This is a genomic window from Allomuricauda ruestringensis DSM 13258 (assembly GCF_000224085.1).
GTDB classification, from domain to species: domain Bacteria; phylum Bacteroidota; class Bacteroidia; order Flavobacteriales; family Flavobacteriaceae; genus Flagellimonas; species Flagellimonas ruestringensis.
This window is the reverse complement of the sequence record NC_015945.1, coordinates 146,683-161,220: the sequence shown is the minus strand read 5'-3', so window position 1 is coordinate 161,220 and position 14,538 is coordinate 146,683. Positions and strand designations below refer to the sequence as shown.

15 protein-coding genes are annotated in these 14,538 nt (G+C 41.5%); 5 read left to right on the top strand and 10 right to left on the bottom strand.

What is annotated here, in order from left to right; translation table 11 throughout:
- The first annotated feature begins 7 nt into the window (after window positions 1-7).
- Window positions 8-1,399, top strand: coding sequence for a SusD/RagB family nutrient-binding outer membrane lipoprotein (locus tag MURRU_RS00765; RefSeq protein WP_014031496.1), 1,392 nt, complete (start codon window positions 8-10; stop codon window positions 1,397-1,399).
- Between the two features lie 74 nt (window positions 1,400-1,473).
- Here the strand turns inward: MURRU_RS00765 and MURRU_RS00760 are convergent, their stop codons facing one another.
- The 9 genes from MURRU_RS00760 to MURRU_RS00720 all read right to left on the bottom strand — a co-directional run bounded on the left by MURRU_RS00760 (window position 1,474) and on the right by MURRU_RS00720 (window position 10,247).
- Window positions 1,474-2,676: a C40 family peptidase gene (locus MURRU_RS00760; protein WP_014031495.1), complete on the bottom strand. Its 1,203-nt coding sequence runs from the start codon at window positions 2,674-2,676 to the stop codon at window positions 1,474-1,476.
- A gap of 44 nt (window positions 2,677-2,720) precedes the next feature.
- The gene (locus MURRU_RS00755; protein ID WP_014031494.1) at window positions 2,721-3,782 is read right to left on the bottom strand and encodes a pyridoxal phosphate-dependent aminotransferase family protein; all 1,062 of its coding nucleotides are present in this window, start codon (window positions 3,780-3,782) and stop codon (window positions 2,721-2,723) included.
- On the bottom strand, window positions 3,782-4,792 hold the full coding sequence (locus MURRU_RS00750) for a dipeptide epimerase (protein WP_014031493.1): 1,011 nt from the start codon (window positions 4,790-4,792) through the stop codon (window positions 3,782-3,784). The genes MURRU_RS00755 and MURRU_RS00750 overlap by 1 nt, the downstream gene beginning before the upstream one ends.
- Window positions 4,793-5,082: 290 nt before the next feature.
- The gene (locus MURRU_RS00745) at window positions 5,083-5,805 is read right to left on the bottom strand and encodes a head GIN domain-containing protein (RefSeq protein WP_014031491.1); all 723 of its coding nucleotides are present in this window, start codon (window positions 5,803-5,805) and stop codon (window positions 5,083-5,085) included.
- 206 nt (window positions 5,806-6,011) lie between these two features.
- A complete protein-coding gene (locus MURRU_RS00740; protein WP_014031490.1) occupies window positions 6,012-6,614 on the bottom strand; it encodes a GIN domain-containing protein in 603 nt (200 codons plus the stop codon).
- A gap of 38 nt (window positions 6,615-6,652) precedes the next feature.
- On the bottom strand, window positions 6,653-8,380 hold the full coding sequence (locus MURRU_RS00735; protein ID WP_014031489.1) for a PspC domain-containing protein: 1,728 nt from the start codon (window positions 8,378-8,380) through the stop codon (window positions 6,653-6,655).
- Between the two features lie 9 nt (window positions 8,381-8,389).
- Complete coding sequence (locus MURRU_RS00730) at window positions 8,390-8,719, bottom strand: PadR family transcriptional regulator (RefSeq protein WP_014031488.1); 330 nt, start codon at window positions 8,717-8,719, stop codon at window positions 8,390-8,392.
- 245 nt (window positions 8,720-8,964) lie between these two features.
- Window positions 8,965-9,765, bottom strand: a complete 801-nt coding sequence (locus tag MURRU_RS17855; RefSeq protein ID WP_014031487.1) for a nuclear transport factor 2 family protein — start codon at window positions 9,763-9,765, stop codon at window positions 8,965-8,967.
- Window positions 9,765-10,247, bottom strand: a complete 483-nt coding sequence (locus MURRU_RS00720) for a DUF4870 domain-containing protein (RefSeq protein WP_014031486.1) — start codon at window positions 10,245-10,247, stop codon at window positions 9,765-9,767. Before MURRU_RS00720 ends, MURRU_RS17855 begins: the two co-directional genes overlap by 1 nt.
- 167 nt (window positions 10,248-10,414) lie before the next feature.
- On the opposite strand from MURRU_RS00720, the gene MURRU_RS00715 reads away from it, so the two are divergent.
- The 4 genes from MURRU_RS00715 to MURRU_RS00700 all read left to right on the top strand — a co-directional run bounded on the left by MURRU_RS00715 (window position 10,415) and on the right by MURRU_RS00700 (window position 12,912).
- A complete protein-coding gene (locus MURRU_RS00715; protein WP_014031485.1) occupies window positions 10,415-10,870 on the top strand; it encodes a DUF4442 domain-containing protein in 456 nt (151 codons plus the stop codon).
- A gap of 84 nt (window positions 10,871-10,954) precedes the next feature.
- On the top strand, window positions 10,955-11,755 hold the full coding sequence (locus MURRU_RS00710; protein ID WP_014031484.1) for a TIGR00266 family protein: 801 nt from the start codon (window positions 10,955-10,957) through the stop codon (window positions 11,753-11,755).
- A 68-nt stretch (window positions 11,756-11,823) separates the two neighbouring features.
- Entirely contained in the window at window positions 11,824-12,186 is a 363-nt protein-coding gene (locus MURRU_RS00705) for a four helix bundle protein (protein WP_014031483.1), read from the top strand.
- A gap of 72 nt (window positions 12,187-12,258) precedes the next feature.
- Window positions 12,259-12,912 carry a DUF2461 domain-containing protein gene (locus MURRU_RS00700; RefSeq protein WP_014031482.1) on the top strand — a complete coding sequence of 218 codons (654 nt, stop codon included), beginning with the start codon at window positions 12,259-12,261 and terminating at the stop codon, window positions 12,910-12,912.
- On the opposite strand, the gene MURRU_RS00695 is transcribed toward MURRU_RS00700, so the two are convergent.
- Window positions 12,909-14,465, bottom strand: coding sequence for a M81 family metallopeptidase (locus tag MURRU_RS00695; protein ID WP_014031481.1), 1,557 nt, complete (start codon window positions 14,463-14,465; stop codon window positions 12,909-12,911). The two genes, MURRU_RS00700 and MURRU_RS00695, sit on opposite strands and share 4 nt — an antisense overlap.
- Window positions 14,466-14,538: the final 73 nt, after the last annotated feature.

The following is a 14,538-nucleotide window of genomic DNA, read 5'->3' as shown; positions in this document are numbered from 1 at the left end:
ATATAAGATGAAGAAGATATATATAATAATTTTTTCGGCTTTTTTAGCGATAGGTTGTAGCGATTTTGATGAAGATATCAACCAGAACCCAAACCTTCCGAATCAAGCATCCGGAACACAGCTTATAGCTCAGGCACAACTTTCATTGCCAGGTTTAAGTTCATCCCCACAAGGGGAATTTATGGCACAATACTTGGCCGAGACCCAGTATGTGGGTGCTTCTCTTTACCCTGAACAGAGCACTAGTTTTTATGGTTGGTACTATGGTCCATTGGCCGATTTGGAAGCGGTTTTGAATTCTAAGGAGCTCAATGGGAACGATGGGCCCGTAAACAATCAAATTGCGGTGGCCAAGATTCTAAAAGCCTATTATTTTTGGAATATAACCGACCGATGGGGAGATGTTCCCTACAAAGAAGCATTACAGGGAGTTGATAATTTCACCCCAGTGTATGACTCACAGGAATTCATTTATGAATATTTGTTTGCAGAACTAAAGGAAGCTGTAGATTTAATTGAAAGCGGTAGCATAGCAAATGACATTATTTACAATGGAGACATGGGAAAATGGCGTAAACTGGCCAACTCCATTAGAATGCTCATGGCCCTCCGTCTTTCGGAAGTTGCACCTGCCGTTGCTGAAGCGGAGTTCAATGATGCTATGGAAGATGGCGTGTTGGAATCAAATGACGATAATCTTGTGTTCCAGCATTTGGCAGAAGCCAACAACCAAAACTATTGGTACGGACAAATTGTAAACCAAAATAGGGAATGGTGGGCCCTTACAGAAAATCTAGTTGCAGAAATGCAACCCGTTGATGACCCCAGACTTCCAGTTTATGGAAACTTGACGAGAAACTCGGGGGAATATATTGGATTGCTTTTCGGTGAAGAGGAGAATATTGGAACAGAGGAATACTCATTGCTTGGAGATGCCATTTATGCACAAGATGCCCCTGTTCAATTGCTTACTTATGCCCAAATCCTTTTTGCAATGGCCGAAGCTGCCACTCCTGAAAGAAGTTGGATAGCTGGAGATGCAGCTTCTTATTATGAAATGGCAGTCGAGCAATCCATATTGCAATGGACAGGAAGCACGGACGGTGCAGCAGAATTTTTGGCGCAACCAGGGGTCACCTATGATGATTCTATAGCTATAGAACAAATAGCCACTCAACGTTGGGTTCATTTGTTTATGTTCGGTTATGAAGCTTGGGCCGAATGGAGAAGAACGGGCTATCCTGATATCATGGTCTCACCGAATGGTGTTGAGGTACCTTTAAGATTAAGTTATCCGGATAACGAAGCCTTTAATAACGAAACCAATTATAATGATGCGGTACAGCGTCAATTTGGAGGAGACGACAGCATTCATAAGCCACTATGGTGGGATGAATAATCCGATTAATATCTTTTAACAATCAAAGGCCACCCAATTTTGGATGGCCTTTATATTTATAAGTTCATACAATATTAAAAAACATTCTCCTTGGTTAGGTACAACAACCCTTCCCCCGTTTCATTTAGAATACGTTTGGTACGTAGGTAGCGGTTGTAATTGTACGTATCAAAATTTTCGGCGTTTTTATCCATACTACTAATATGGACATTGCCTGCGGAGTGGATAAACCTATTGTCCCCAATCCACATCCCCACATGAATCACGCGTTCCGAAGTGGAATCAGTGGCTTTGCGTCCAAAGAACAAAAGGTCTCCGGCAATAAGTTTGTCAAACTCCTTGGAATCATCGATCAAAGTGCCTTCATGTATTTGTTGTGAAGCATCACGTGGAATAATCATTCCATTCATTAAATAAACAGTTTTGGTAAAACCACTACAATCCACACCTTTGGTGGAAGTACCTCCCCATAAATAGGGGACACCGAGCATGGTCTTGGAGGTCTCCACCAAACTTTCTTTGGTAAAGGCCAACTTGGATTTCCATTCATCAAAACTATCCGCTTCGTCCTTCAGCAGGTACGCTTTTCGTCCGTCCGGGTATTTTACCTCATAAAAGTCACTACCTTCGGTAACGAGGCTAAAAATATTACCGGCCACCACATCGGATACTGCATCGGAGCTTACATCTGCTTCGGTGTATGACTTTCCATATGTATCCGTGTAAATTAACTTATCTGTAGCCTTCCATTCATCAAATTCCTTCTTGGTCATTAATTCAATGCCCCCAGCATCTACCCATCCGAGATAGTTGTCCGGAGTTTGTATAAGGTACCAGCTTCTCTCTTTTTGATATACGTTAAGAGGCATTCCCAAAGTACCCTGTGTAACCAATTCGGCAGAATGGGCAGTGTTTGACCTTAGGTTGGCAACAGAATTATTGATTACCCCATAAATCTTTCCCTCTAACTTTTTTGAAGGCAATACCTCAATACTGTCCGTATACTTTATATTTTGGGAATCCAACTCTTTTTTAAAAGTATCCAACGCTTCTGGAAGGTTTGTTTTTCCCTTTAGGATGTAGCCAGAAGAATTCTCTTCCGATTGAATATCAAAAAGAGCCACTCGCTTATCCGGGGCATAGGTTTCCCGAACGGAAGAAATAATTTCATCTACCTTATTTGGCTCTGTGCTTTGCTCTGTTTTACAGGCTGAAAAAATAAGGACAACCAACAAAAAGAGGCAAACCCTATTATTATGGAAAGATGGAAACTTCATAAAATAATAATGTTACGTTATTCAATGCCTGCAAAATAACCAATTCATGAGAAATCTTGGTTAATCTGCTGCGTGTTAATACTGTGAGTCAAATTTACAACATCCTCTTTTTTATGATAAGCACTCAAGACCAAACGGCTCACAATAGGACCATTGGCATCAGGGTAATTAAAATTGGTAAAAACAAAACCACCTTTGTTTAAAGATGATGCCACTTTGGCATTTTGGAATTCAAAAGTAGGATGCCCTTCCATGTGGGAGAAAAAGGAAGGTCTTTTTAGCATGGATTTAAAATAACGGTAGTTGTCCCTGAGTTTTTCCAAACGCTCGGAATATATTTCTCTGGCCTCCAACAGTGTTGCCATAAAAGCAGGAGATGCAGGGCTTGCTCCTCCATAAAAAGGAGTGGATTCCAACATTTGGATGTCCTCTTTAGCACCAAAAACAGCGCCTGCCTGTATGCCCAATGCCTTGCCCAACGAACAACAAACCATAAGTTTGGCTGGATTAAGTGCTTTGAGCATATTAAAACAGCCATTCCCGTTTTCTCCAACAATGCCGATACCATGGGAATCGTCTCCGATTAAAATCACCTTATCCAAAGAGAGCTTTCTTAAACTATTGAAGCTTGGAAATTGTTCACCGGAAAAATCAATAGTGTCAAAAAGTACAACGGGCATCAGTTGGTTTTTGGCAATTTCTTTTGATACTAGTTGTTCCAATTCCTCCCAACCTTTGGTTTCAATTACCTCTTTGGTGCAAAGTGCAGCATGGGCATGTGGTGCGGCAATTACGGTATGTCCTTTCTCTATTAGGGTCTGAACCACCAATTGGGCCACCAAGTAACCAGAAGACATGGTCAGGCAACTTTCACTACCCGCCCAGTTGGCCAAATAGTTTTCGGTTTTGTTGTATATGTCCAGAACCACATTGGATTTTCTGGAGGCGCCATAATGCATACCATACTTCGATACATTTTGAACAAACAAATCCTTAAAAGGAGGGTGGTTTTGCAGCCCTAAATAAGCGGTTCCCCCAAAATATAAATGGGGTTTGCCATCAACTAAAACTTGTCTGTCCGGTATGTGATTTATTGAGTGGCCCATTACAGCAATTCTATGCCGCTACCGGGCAATTTTGGAAAAATTACTTTACCGTTTTCCAAAATCTCCACACCTTTTGCAATATCACCTTTTAGGAGCATGGCACCATCCATGTCCACATAATCAAGCTGGGGCAAAAGTTGGGCAATGGCAGAAATTCCAACGGTAGATTCCGTCATACAGCCCACCATAAGTTGCAATCCAAGCTCTCTACCTTTTTTGATCATCCGTCGTGCAGGTGTGAGGCCACCGCACTTGGTCAATTTAATATTGATACCGTGAAAATAGCCTCCGCATTGTTCCACATCGCTTTCTACGATGCAACTTTCGTCTGCGATAACGGGAAGAACGGATTTTTCTTTGACCAAGGCCATTCCTTCCCAATCATCAGCTTTAAGCGGTTGCTCCAAAAACTCCACCCCAAGCTCTTTTAACAAAGGTGCATTTTTGATGGTTTCCTCTGCAGTCCAAGCCGTGTTGGCATCAATTCGGAAAATACTATCCGTATGTTTTCTGAGTTCCCGAACAATGGCCACATCGTCAGGGGTTCCCAATTTGATTTTGTAAAGGGGCCATGGTTTTTCTTGCAGTTTGGCCACCATTTTTTCTATGGTATCTATACCTATGGTATAGTTTGTAATCGGATACTTTTCAGCAGATGTGCCCCAAAGTTCGTACAGGGGTTTGCCTTTAAGTTTCCCATACAGGTCGTTTGCGGCCAAATCCAAGGCGCAAAGGGTAAATTTATGGAGGTTCAGGGACTCTAAATGTTCGTAAAAGTTTTCAGGGGTGTCAAAGGTGTACCCTTCAATTTGATTTCTGACAGCTTCTATTTCGGCCATCATCCCCTCGATGGTAATTTTATAGTATGGGTTGGAAGTGGCTTCGCCATAACCTGTTTGCCCATTAAGCGACAAACAAACAATCAAGGTGTCCTGTTCGTCTCGGGATTCCCTTGAAATGGTAAAGGTATGGGCTAGTTGAAGCGTATACTTTTTAAGCGCTATCTGCATAGTTAGTTAGGTATTGTGTAATGCTAAGATAGGGCTTCGGCTAAACATAATAAAAACAAAAGCCCACTGAAAAATCAGCAGGCCTTTGCATATTTAAAGGGAATTGGATCAATGTTGAATGTCCGTAATGTGTCATAATATCACTCACGTCACCCTGAACTTGATTCAGGGTCACATAAAGATGCTCATATTCAGCAGGATGAGATGTTGAAACCTGCCTTTGCCGGCAGGCAGGCAAGTTCAACATGACTCCAAAAACACCCATTATGACACATTACGGATAATCAGGATTAATACTTACGAACGCTTCCCGAAACGGATTTTTTGGTCTGGACACTTGCCTCGCCTGTATATTTAATATCCGCCCCGCTGCTGGCATCTGCCACCAAGGATTCCGAAACATTTACGGAGATATCTGCGCCACTACTCGCGTCTGCGTTGCATCTTTTTACCATCAAGTCTTGTGCTTTAATATCCGAACCGCTACTGGCGTCGGCAAACAGTGCATCTGCCTGACCGGAAACCTTAATGTCGGCACCGCTGCTGGCATCTGCAGAAACTTCGCCTGCCACAACCTCTACATGTAGGTCGGCACCGCTACTGGAGTCAAGTTCAATATTTTCTGCTTTTATCACATTTTGGGCGATAAGGTCGGCACCACTCGAACTTTCCAATGCTGTAATTTCTGGTAGGGTCACATAAACGTTCTTGGTGGCTCTTCCAATGTTTTCAATGGCATGGATTTTTAGTCTTCCATCCTTAATATCGGTTCCGATAAGGTCAATAATGTTCTCGTCGGCCTCAACGGAAATTTTAAAGTCTGAGCCTTGAGTTACGAATACATCGATACCTTCGGAGGCGGATACGATGTCAAAATTCTCTGTAACGTCTCTGGTTTCTTCCACTACTTCTCCGTTACCTGTTTTTCCATTGCCAAAATTCATATCCATTATGCAAGAGGATGCGAACAGGGATAGAAGTGCGGTGATGGCTAATCTTGCTAGTGTTGTCATGATTGTTGTTTTTTTATGCTCAGCTCGACTGAGTATCTCTCAGCTTGACTGGGCATCTATTATTGATTGATTTATGATTTAGTTGTGATCGATACTGAAATTAATCAGCCTAAATGTCCTGTTTTATGTGTGTTATTAGAATTTAAAAATGCTCAATTGTTGAAAATCGTTCCCCAATTGTAATTTTTGGGTTTATGTCTTTTCTTTTATCTACGTTTTATTACACCACCATTTGATATATCCGACTTGATTATAGGTTTACCTGTATAAAAAATAGTTCCTCCGTCTTTCACTGTGCCATTAAGGAGTGTACCGACATGCGCAGTTATTTTTCCACCTCCGTAGACGATGGCGAACAGAGAATCGACAGGTGTTGATGCCATCTCAAGGTCTCCTCCGCTTTTTATACTGCATTTGAGAACTTCTATTGGGGCAAAGCCGTCTTCTATTTTGAGCGACCCACCTCCACTTAACTGAATTTCATCAAAATTTGGAGTTCCAATATGGATTTCAACATGGCATTCATCTGAATGGTTGTCCTCGCTTGAAATGTGCAAGGCTTTTGATGAAACGGCCACATCAATTTTTTCCACACAGCTTTTTTTTCCTTTCAACTGCAATTTGGTTGTCGAAGAAGGGTGCAGATAGATGTTTCCTCCCGTCGTAACAATCAGACTGTTAAAAGGTGGTATGGATTTTTCTTCTTTTACAACATCTTTGTTTCCGAAAGAAGAATTGTCTTGTGCTTTGCAGGACGGTACTGCTAAGAGACTGAACAGAATTACGGGTAATGAAATAAACTTTATCATGTTGATTTTTTGATTGAATTATAAGAGTACAAACCTGTCTAGTTTTTTGCCTTAACTTTTACTCCATCTTCGTTGATTTTCATCTCAAAGGAATCTTGATTGTCTTTAATGTCGATGTCGATACCATCTTCATTGATTATAATTTTACCCTTTCCATTGGAATCTTCGTCATCGTCATACAAATCGGTGCAATCCAAACATTGTAGCTCACCGTCTTCATCCATCAACCAGTGTTGCCCGGCAATACCACTTCTGTAGTAGCCTCGATCATTGTCAATACCACGGCCAATGTACCTGCTTGTGGAATCGTCGAAATAAACGGTCATGGATTCGGGAATGTAAATGGTTACGGTTACCTCTTGGTTTCTGGCCTTATTGGATGTTGCCGTAATCAAATATTCGTCCAACAAAATTTCATTGCCATCAATTTCGTATGCGTACTCAATGTTTTTGGCACGGTCCCGAGCAGCAAGTGTTGAGCTTCCATCAGCATCTTTTCGAATATTGATGCTCATGGTATCATCATCAGACTTTCTGATTTTGATGTCAATTTCGTCGGACATCAACACACGGGTATCATTTTCATCATAACCAAAGGTCATTCTACCAAAATGGATGTCGTCACGGCTGTAATCCATATCAATATCCTTCATCTTAATAATTAAGGTATCGGAAGGAATTTCCAAAGCCATTTCGGTTCTGTCGTTTACACTTCCAGTGTAAGAGAACTCAGCAGCTTGCCGTATGCCCAGCACGATTAGGGTACCCACAGATATCAACCAAAGCCCCAAAAGAGCAAATTTGGCAATGTTACCGATGGATTTTAGGTTGTTCACCAAAATCTTTAATCCTAAATAAAGCAGGAAGAAGAACGGAATGCCAACGGCAAAGAACAATAATATGGATACCAACCAAACGGGAGCCCCAGATGTGTTTACGATTTCATAAAAGTCCACGCCAGGTAGTTGAACTGCATCGAACATGCCCACGGTGAACAGTCCAAAGAACAGCCCTACCAAGGTAGAAGCGCCGATGATGATCAATAGGATGCCTATGAACTTGCCGAATACCTTGAAGAGGAACAGAATAATGTCCCCGATGGTATCAAAAAAGGTCTTGGAGCTGCTTTTGACCTTGTTGCCCACTTTATCGTAGTCAACACTTTTTACTTTTTCTGCAACATCATCAAACCCCTCTTTAACTTTGCGTTCTATATTGCTGATGTTGACGGGCTCCCCCCGCATATCCAATTTTTGTGAGGTTGTGGCGGCTTCGGGCACCAAAATCCAAAGTAGGATATAGGCGATAAGTCCAAAACCACTGGTGAATACGGCCAATAGAATGAATATGAGTCTAACCCATAGCGCGTCTATGCCCAAGTAATGCTCCAGACCGGCACAAACACCACCAATATATTTGTGGTCTATGTCCCTGTACAATTTTTTGGCTCTACTGGCAGGTTCTGCATGGGTTCTTTTAGGTTCGTCCTCAAAAATATCCTCATCTACCATGTAATCTTCGGGTTGCCCCATTACTTCGATTACTTGGTCTACCTCTTTATGGGTAATTACCTGTCGCTCGTTCTCCATTTTTTCCAAAAAGAGTTCGGCAATCCTTGCCTCGATATCGGCAATGATCTCGTCGCTTCCCTTGGTACCCGAAAACGACCGTCTTATGGACTCCAAGTACCGTCTCAGCTTATTATACGCATCGTCGTCTATGTGAAAGAGCGTATTTGCTAAATTTATATTTATTGTCTTGTTCATTTTTCGATTTTATTTTGTGTTGGTTACCAGATTAACTGCATTTCTTAGTTCATCCCAGGTGCCGTTGAGTTCGTTAAGGAACAACTGACCTGTTTCTGTAAGAGCATAATATTTACGGGGTGGTCCCGATGTGGATTCTTCCCAACGGTAGTTGAGCAATCCAGCATTCTTTAGCCTTGTGAGCAAAGGATATATGGTACCTTCCACTACTAACATCTTTGCGTCCTTTAAGGCTCCCAGAATTTCTGAGGCATACTTGTCATCATCCTTAAGGATGGACAGGATGCAATACTCTAGAACCCCCTTGCGCATCTGTGCTTTTGTGTTTTCTATGTTCATAATTTCATGGTTCTATTAAATTAACTGTTCGTTTTTGTTCTACCAAACTTTGTTTGGTGACGTTTCCACTCCATTCCCCTGAATTGGGCAGGGGAGTGGAAACGGTTCTTTGATTGATGATTTGATGATTTTTCGTTTTTTGATTGACCCTTCTACTACGCTCAGGGCAAGTGATTAAACTCCGTTTTACTTTGATTGATGATGATTTGTTGCAGAGGTGATTAAGCTCCTATTATAATTGATGATTATGATTTTTCTCTTTGGGCTTCGTCCACAACAGTATCGTTTTCAATAATCTGCATTTTGGTCACCTCACCCGCATCCGATTGTATAAATTTAAAGCGTACGTCTCTTTCTTTCATAAAAAAGGTGTCCTCTGATTTTGGATAAAGTTTGGCTTGCATCTTTTCTGATACTAACAATAGGTTGCCTGCGTCTTTTTTGATTTGAACGGAACCTACTTGTGGCGATATATAACTACCTTCATATTTTTCCAGTATTTGTTGTGATACGGAAACCTCCATTATAGGTTCTTTGTTTTCCATTAAATGATGGTCGTAGCTCAACTCCCGTTTAATTTTCCATTCGCCGTTATTTAGCATCCAAACATGTGTGAACTTGGCAATATCTCCTTTCTGATATTCATTTCGATTATTTAGAAACTCAAACCTGTGCACTCCATGTTGAATGGCTCCGTACAGTTCTTCGCCTTTATATAAAGGATATACCTCCAAACTTCCTTCTATCAAAATTCTTTTGGAATATTGAGGTGCTTCGGGGTCTCTTTTTTCACAGTTTTCTCGTGTCGGCTTCAAAAAAGCTTCCCTTCCATCGGTGAAACCTCCTTTATCATGATAAAACTCGAAATCCTCCGTGAACAATGATTCCATGGTATCCACGTCGCACTGGTTAAATGCCGCATCGAACAACAGACTATCCTTGGACTTTAATACTTTGTATAATTCTGAGTCCTTTGCTACTTGCCCATGTACCGAAGCGGCAAGGATTAAGGTGAAAATTCCAAATATGTATCTAAAATTGCTCATTATTTGATGAATTTAATGGTGAATGGATATTTAAAATATTCTCCCTCGTTGGTCCTGATGGTGGCCAAAATGGTGAAAACAATGTTCACAATGCCCAGAACAACCTGCAAAAATCCTGATATCCCTAACGGCCAAATCAGTCGTCCAAACCTAAAATCGTCACTATCTATATGAAAGTTCAGATTGTTCAGGTCACTTAATCCGTGAAATCCGAAAAAGTTCCAATCGAACAGGTCTGGCCAAAATCCAATAAAAAAAGGAATAGTGATCAAACCTGCTACAATGGAATAGAGCAACATGCTAATTTGAAAATTGAGTGACTGTTTACCATTATAATCCACAAACTCATGTTGCTTTTTATTGGCGGTCCATAAAATTAAGGGAAGGATAAAATTCCCAAAAGGAATAAAATACTTCGAGAACATGGACGCATGGATAATTGCGGATAAATTTCGTTCGTGTTTGGTGATTGTAGTTGCCATTTTTGATTGATGTTTTTTGATCGTAAAGGGGTTAACCTATTAGCTTACCATGCAAATATATATCCAAAAGACAGTACTATGCAAAACAAAGTACTATAATTTAACATAAAATTAACAATAATGCTTAACTTCTTTTTACCTATTTTTAGGCCAAACAAACTCAAGTTATGGCATTGACACCCAGTAAAATCAACATGTTTACGTTTATGAAGCTCCCCTCAGCATGGTGGTGTGGGGTAAGGCTTAAATATATTAATGAGGAAAAAGCAATCACCACGGTAAAACTTAAATGGATGAATCAGAATCCGTTTAAATCCATGTTTTGGGCCGTTCAGGGAATGGCAGCCGAGCTAAGTACGGGCGCGTTGGTCATGAACGAAATCCAGAAAAGCGGTAAAAAAGTGTCCATGCTCGTGGCCAATAACAAAGCCACCTTTACCAAAAAAGCTACGGGCAGAATCAACTTTACCTGTGAGGATGGTGAATTGATTGCCGATGCCATCCAAAAAACCGTAGAAACAGGAGAGGGACAAACCTGCTGGATGAAATCAGTTGGGATCAATCAAGATGGGGTAGAGGTGTCCACCTTTCATTTTGAGTGGACGGTGAAGGTGAAAGGTTAGGACAAAAGGTTTGTTCAACTTTTTTGTAACAAAATTTCAATCATTCCAACATATTAAACAGAAATCAAAAAACATTTACAAAAAATGAATGCACACGAAATAGATTACCACATTTATGGCGAAGAAATGCAATATGTGGAAATAGAACTGGACCCACAAGAAGCCGTTGTTGCCGAAGCCGGCAGTTTTATGATGATGGATACCGATATTAAAATGGATACCATCTTTGGGGATGGTTCCAACCAAGATACTGGAGTTTTAGGGAAATTGTTCTCCGCAGGTAAACGCCTGCTCACGGGAGAGAGCCTTTTTATGACCGCTTTCTTGAACATTGGTCAAGGTAAAAAGCTCGTAAGCTTTGCTTCGCCTTATCCAGGTAAAATTGTTCCCATAGATCTCTCCGAAAAAGGGGGCAAGTTTATTTGCCAAAAGGATGCATTCCTTTGTGCCGCTAAAGGTGTTTCGGTGGGCATTGAGTTCTCCAAACGCTTGGGACGTGGATTTTTTGGAGGCGAAGGTTTTATTATGCAAAAGCTGGAAGGTGACGGAATGGCCTTTGTGCACGCTGGTGGAACCATGGCGAAAAAGGTTTTAGGACCAGGCGAAACCTTAAAAGTGGACACAGGGTGTATTGTCGGGTTTTCTCAAACTGTGGATTATGATATTGAGTTTGTGGGCGGCATTAAAAATACTGTTTTTGGCGGGGAAGGACTTTTCTTTGCCACGCTACGTGGCCCTGGAACCGTTTACATTCAATCCTTGCCATTTAGTAGGTTGGCCAGCCGAGTTTGGGCCGCTGCACCAAGAGGAGGCGGAAAAGACAAAGGAGAAGGTAGCATTTTGGGTGGTATCGGCGATTTGTTGGATGGGGATAATAGGTTTTAAGTTGCTGGAGATTTGATGCTCGATGTTAGGTGCTTGATGCAAAATGTCCATTGTTCAAAAGATTTAATATGGTTGAAAAAACAAAGTTTAAATTTGAAAAACTACGTATATGGCAGGACGCCATGAATTTGGGAGAACAAATAAACTTGATTGCCGATGATTTCCCCAAGAAAGAAGCGTATAACTTATCATCTCAAATTTGTCGAGCAGCAGATTCGGTGGCCCTTAATATTTCTGAAGGATCCATTGTTCAGTCAAAGCCTGAGTTTAGAAAGTTTCTGGGTTATTCTGTGCGTTCACTGGCAGAAGTGGTGACTTGTTTGTATAAGGCTAGTAATAGGGCGTATATTTCCGATAAGGAATTTGAAAAATTATATGATTGTTGTTTCAAGTTAATGAACATGATCATAGCTTTTCGAAACAAGATATAGCTTCACACCATTAAAGACTTTTAACATCAAACACCGAGCATCGAACATCAAACACCAAACATCAAGCAATCCATGAATTTCAACGACCTGTTTCATTTTCTAGAAGAGCTTCAACAAAACAATAACAAGGAATGGATGGATGCAAACCGTAAATGGTACAAATCCCTTCGTAATGATCTTATTGCTTGGCTGGATGATTTGGACATGACCATGGCCCAGCTCCATGACGATTATTACCCAACTCCAGGCAAAAAGGGCATCAACAGAATCAACAATAATTTAATGTTCCATCCGAACAAGCCCATTTATAAAGATCACTTTGGTGCAGGCTTGGACAAAGCGCCCAATTCCGCCGATTTTTATATTGAAATTGGTCTAAAGCATTGTTTGTTGGCGGGAGGCCGCTGGCGACCTGACTCCAAAACGCTTCGCAGTATCCGTGATGCCATTGATTATAATGGTGAAGAACTCCAAAAGATATTGGATAAGCCATCATTCAAAAAAATGTTTGGCGGCTTATATGAGGATGAGAAATTGGTGAAAGCCCCCAAAGGATTTTCCAACAATCACCCATATATAGAATTCTTACGGAACAAAACCTTTGCTGTGGAACTTGAATTATCCAAAGAAGAAGTCCTCCACGATGATTTCAAAGAAAAAATTGTCGAAGTTTATAAAGAGATGCTTCCCTTTCGTCAATATTTAAACCAAGCCGTTACCGTTTAGTTCAATTCATCCGAAGCCTTTATCAAACGGGCGGATAGGTCTGGACGTTCCATATCCTTATCGTACGGGAACATAGGTCTAATGATTCTTTTGTGGCCCAAGCGCTCCAAGTCTTGGTCCACACCGCCAGGGGTCAGGGCCATAATCCAATCCCCTCGCATATTGTAAAGTTCTGGAACCAAATACCCAATTTTAACTACTATAATATCCGTTTCACTGGGAGTAAGCCCCAAATTGGTGAAGTCAGATTTTCTGTGATATGGTTTTCTCTTTTTGGTCACAATCACATGTGCATTGTCCACTTGTACCACAACTTCGGTTTCAGCATGTACATCGCCATGTTTTATGGCAGTAACTTTTCCCGTTAGCATAAGGGGTGGGGCATATCTATCGTCAATCTCGGCACCAACAGGAGTGCTAACTTCTCCGCCAACACCAACTTGCATAGCTTGTTCCACCAATTTAGGGCCTGGGATTGAGGCATAAATCAAAGATTTTCCACCTGCTTTATGGAACTCCTCCCTTTTTAAAAGTTCCGTCAAGGTCCAAGTAACGTCACCTGCACCACCAGCGGTAGGGTTGTCGCCCATATCACTGATCATGAATGGTTTTTTGTCACTGGCAAGAGCAAGTTTCAATGCTTCTTCGTAAGATTTGGTCGGGGCCACGAATTCAAATTGGTTACGGACATCCCAAAAGCTATTGGCCAACTTTTCGGCACCTTCGGTTACTTGCTTTTTATCATCCCCTGTAGCCATAACCACGGCATGGTTTCGGGGTTCATCGGCCCATGCGTAGCCAATCCAAATAGCAGCATCTATCACACCTTCTTTTTGTTCTACTTGGGGCACTTGGGCATACAGACTTTTTCCTGGTTCTACTCGAGTGCTCGTTTTTTCCCCAGGCAGCAGGATAGGTACTGGAACCCAAGCTTTGTAGGTTGGTTTGCCTTTTCCGTTTTCCAATCGTGACACCAGATTCTCTACAGCACGCTTTTTGGATTCGATGGCATCTTCGTGCGGCGCCATACGATAACAGGTAATCAAGTCGGAATGCTGTGCCAACCGTTTGGATACATTTCCGTGGAGGTCCATGGAGGTTGAAATCAATACATCGGTCCCCACAACTTCTCGAATACGTTTGATGAGGTCACCTTCCGGGTCGTCCAAGCCCACCACGCTCATTGCTCCATGAATGTCAAAGAAAAGGCCGTCGTACGGCATGTTTTCTTCCAACATTGTAAGTGTTTTGCCCACCAAGGATTCGTAGGCTTCACGGGTAACCGTGCCTCCCGGCAATGATTTTCCCACTAAAGTGGGAACCCATTCGGCTCGTTTTCTCAAAGATGAATCCGCTTCCATAAACGGATAGCGATTAAATATAGAATCTCCGATTTTGGGGTGAAATGCTTCTTTGTGGGTGAGTGCGGGCGAAAAAGTACTGGACTCAATTCCAAGGCCGGCAATAGCGATTCGGGGCAGTTTTTTTTCGGTGTTTTTATCACAACTTATCAGAATAGCAAAAAGTAATAGAAGGAGTAAGGGGGTACGCATAATATTGGGTTTGGTCAGTTTTCATCAAAAACATAAATATCGATATAATAATGTTGAGGTCAAAGGAATTGAA